Here is a 3,880-nt window from a genome sequence, read left to right on the forward strand (position 1 = left end):
GCGCTTCCAGCTCAACAATCTTCAGGTTTTTAGGGTTCTCAACGATATCCAGTGAGGTTGGCAGCAAGCCCACGCCATCTTTCAGTTTGATCAGGCCCACTTTCTGCAGCAGCAGCAGTGAACGACCGAGGTTGGTAGGATCGTTAGGAATAGCGATCTGTGCACCATTCTGCAGTTCATCCAGTGATTTGATCTTTTTCGAATAGCCAGCGATTGGATATACGAAGGTGTTGCCGACTGGGACCAGTTTGTAGCCACGGTCTTTGATTTGCTGATCGAGGTATGGCTTATGCTGGAAGGCGTTGACATCAATGTCGCCTTTGCTCAGCGCTTCGTTTGGCAGCACGTAATCGTTAAAGGTCACCAGCTCAACATCCAGACCGTATTTCTCTTTAGCGACCTTCACTGCGGTTTCAGCAACCTGCTGCTCAGCACCGACAATCACACCCACTTTGATGTGGTTTGGATCTTTAGCTTTCTGATCGCATCCTGCCAGCGCAATTGCGCCAATCAGAGCACCCACAGCGGCAATCTTTTTAAATGTGAAAGACATATCCCTTCCTTAATAGAGGACTATTGATGTTGTTTGCTTATTTATGGGACACAGCACGCACGATGCGGTCGCCACAGAACTGAATTAAATACACCAGAACAACCAGCAGAATCAGTACGGTGTTCATCACGGTGGCGTTATAGCCGATGTAACCGTATTGATAGCCAATCTGACCCAGACCGCCCGCGCCGACTGCGCCGCCCATCGCGGAGTAGCCAACCAGCGTAATCAGGGTAATTGTAGCGGCATTCACCAGACCCGGCAGAGCTTCTGGCAGCAGCACTTTACGCACGATTTGCAGTGGCGTGGCGCCCATTGCGCGTGAGGCTTCAATCAAACCGGTTGGCAACTCTAACAGCGCATTCTCGACCATACGTGCAATGAAAGGTGCGGCGCCGACTGTCAGTGGCACGATTGCAGCCTGCAAACCAATTGAGGTGCCAACAATCATGCGCGTGAAAGGAATCATCCACACCAGCAATATAATGAAGGGGATTGAACGGAAGATATTCACCACCGCTGAGAGCACGCGATAGAGTGTGCCATTGGCCAGAATTTGACCTGGGCGAGTGACATACAGCAGCACGCCGACGGGCAGGCCGAGTACAAAACCAAAGAAACCAGAGACGAAGGTCATCATCAGCGTTTCCCAGACGCCACGCGTCAGTAACCACAGCATCGCTTCAGACATAACCCAGTACCTCTACTTTCACATGATTTTCTTTCAGCCAGGCAATCGCTGCCTGTGTGTCTGTTTCACTGCCATCCATCTCGGCCAGCATGATGCCGAACTTCACGCCGCCGGCATAATCCATCTGGGCACTGATGATGTTGTTATTCACATTGAAGCGACGAGCAGCTTCTGACAGCAGCGGCGCATCTACTGATTTGCCGGTGAACTCCAGACGTAACAGCGGGACGCTTTCAGCTGTGGCTTGCGGTGTCATACGTTGCTGGTAATCGTCTGGGATATCCAGATGCAGCGTCGATTGGATGAATTGCTGAGCCAGTGGCGTTTTAGGATGTGAGAACACTTCACTGACGCTGTCTTTCTCAATCAGTTCGCCATTACTGATAACAGCAACCTGATCGCAGATGCGTTTCACCACATCCATCTCATGAGTGATCAGCAGAATAGTGATCCCCAGACGGCGGTTGATGTCTTTCAGTAACTCTAAGATGGAACGCGTGGTTGCTGGGTCGAGGGCGCTGGTGGCTTCGTCGCACAGCAAAACTTTTGGATTCGTGGCCAGCGCACGCGCAATCGCCACACGCTGTTTTTGTCCACCGGAAAGATTCGCAGGCCAGCTGTCGTGCTTGTCCGCCAGTCCAACTAACTCCAGCAGTTCCGTTACGCGGTTTTTGATCTGCTCACGTGACAGGTTGCCCAATTCAAGCGGCAGCGCAACGTTACCGGCTACGGTACGTGAGTTCATTAGATTGAAGTGCTGGAAAATCATGCCAATCTGACGGCGTGCCAGCGTCAGTTTTGAGGAGGAGAGGGCAGTCAAATCCTGACCATCAACCAGAACGCGTCCTGATGTTGGACGCTCAAGCAAGTTAACGCAGCGGATCAGCGTACTTTTACCTGCACCGGAAGAACCGATGACGCCATAAATCTGTCCAGCAGGCACGTGCAGGCTGACGTTGGAAAGCGCCTGAATGGTGCGTGAACCTTGCTGGAACACTTTGGTAATGTTTTCGAGTTTAATCATTAGTTTAATAGTTATCGTGTTGCGTTGTCCGTGGTGTATCGGGTTTCACGCGATGGCGCTACGTGAAATTTGGATGGATGTTAAGGCATCCAGACGGCTAAATCAATCGAAGTCATTCAATCTGCCATTCTCTCTATATATGCAATCATGCGATACTGTGCGGCATTATTTGCAGCAGGAGTTTCTACGTGTCGAATAAAGTCCCCGCTATTTTCCTGGATCGTGATGGCACCCTGAATGTCGATCATGGTTATGTTCACGAAATCGATAATTTTGAATTCATCGATGGCACCATTGAAGCGTTACAGGCGCTAAAGAAGATGGGCTTCGCGCTGGTACTGGTGACCAACCAGTCCGGTATTGCGCGCGGCATGTTTACCGAAGACCAGTTTATGCAGCTCACCGAATGGATGGATTGGTCGCTGGCGGATCGTGATGTCGATCTTGATGGCATCTATTTCTGTCCTCATTTGCCAGATGCAACAGTAGAAGAGTATCGCCAGGTGTGTGATTGCCGTAAGCCGCAGCCGGGTATGCTGCTCTCTGCGCAGAAGCATCTGAACATCGATATGGCTGCTTCTTATATGGTAGGTGACAAAATAGAAGATATGCAGGCAGCTGCAGCAGCAGGTGTGGGCACGAAAGTGTTGGTGCGTACTGGTAAGCCGGTCACCGCTGAAGGCGAAAAGGCAGCAGATTGGGTGCTTAATAGCCTGTCAGAGCTGCCTGGACGCATTAAAAAGGGCTGATTTAGGCGGTTTTGTGCAATTTTCAAGCGAACGAATAAAAACTTGAAAATTGCCCTTGCGCTTCCTCAGAACCTGCCTATAATGCGCCACCACTGAGACGGCAAAGCGGCAACGCAGACGGCTCAGCAGGGAGTGAAGAGATTCATCCCGCCGGAGAAAAAACGCTGAAAAAAGTGTTTGACTCTGAAGGAGGAAAGCGTAATATACGCCACCTCGCAACAGCAGCTTAAGGCGCTGATTGCACCGCTCTTTAACAATTTATCAGACAATCTGTGTGGGCACTCGCAGGATTGATATCAGCGTCTCCGGACGTAAAAAATATCAAGTCTCACGAGTGAACACATAATGAAATTCATTATGACGTTTTACAGATGAGCATCGCTGCACTTGTTGCAGCAAATCAAACTTTAAATTGAAGAGTTTGATCATGGCTCAGATTGAACGCTGGCGGCAGGCCTAACACATGCAAGTCGAACGGTAGCACAGAGAGCTTGCTCTTGGGTGACGAGTGGCGGACGGGTGAGTAATGTCTGGGAAACTGCCCGATGGAGGGGGATAACTACTGGAAACGGTAGCTAATACCGCATAACGTCTTCGGACCAAAGTGGGGGACCTTCGGGCCTCACACCATCGGATGTGCCCAGATGGGATTAGCTAGTAGGTGGGGTAATGGCTCACCTAGGCGACGATCCCTAGCTGGTCTGAGAGGATGACCAGCCACACTGGAACTGAGACACGGTCCAGACTCCTACGGGAGGCAGCAGTGGGGAATATTGCACAATGGGCGCAAGCCTGATGCAGCCATGCCGCGTGTATGAAGAAGGCCTTCGGGTTGTAAAGTACTTTCAGCGGGGAGGAAGGCG

At 50.9% G+C, this 3,880-nt stretch carries 4 protein-coding genes and 1 rRNA gene; 2 read left to right on the forward strand and 3 right to left on the reverse strand.

Annotation, left to right across the window (positions count from 1 at the left end):
• The 3 genes from FT726_RS26300 to metN form a co-directional block, all read right to left on the reverse strand.
• On the reverse strand, positions 1-553 hold a 553-nt coding region (locus FT726_RS26300), incomplete at its 3' end, for a MetQ/NlpA family lipoprotein (RefSeq protein WP_346303745.1).
• Between the two features lie 37 nt (positions 554-590).
• Positions 591-1,244, reverse strand: coding sequence for a methionine ABC transporter permease MetI (locus tag FT726_RS26305; RefSeq protein WP_034829428.1), 654 nt, complete (start codon positions 1,242-1,244; stop codon positions 591-593).
• Complete coding sequence (gene metN / locus FT726_RS26310) at positions 1,237-2,268, reverse strand: methionine ABC transporter ATP-binding protein MetN (RefSeq protein WP_166934138.1); 1,032 nt, start codon at positions 2,266-2,268, stop codon at positions 1,237-1,239. The genes FT726_RS26305 and metN overlap by 8 nt, the downstream gene beginning before the upstream one ends.
• A 188-nt stretch (positions 2,269-2,456) precedes the next feature.
• On the opposite strand from metN, the gene gmhB reads away from it, so the two are divergent.
• Both gmhB and FT726_RS26320 read left to right on the forward strand, forming a co-directional pair.
• A complete protein-coding gene (gene gmhB / locus FT726_RS26315; RefSeq protein WP_346303746.1) occupies positions 2,457-3,017 on the forward strand; it encodes a D-glycero-beta-D-manno-heptose 1,7-bisphosphate 7-phosphatase in 561 nt (186 codons plus the stop codon).
• A 409-nt stretch (positions 3,018-3,426) separates the two neighbouring features.
• Positions 3,427-3,880, forward strand: a 16S ribosomal RNA gene (locus tag FT726_RS26320); the annotation flags it as partial.

The organism is Pantoea sp. Morm (assembly GCF_016643525.1).
GTDB lineage: Bacteria > Pseudomonadota > Gammaproteobacteria > Enterobacterales > Enterobacteriaceae > Pantoea > Pantoea dispersa.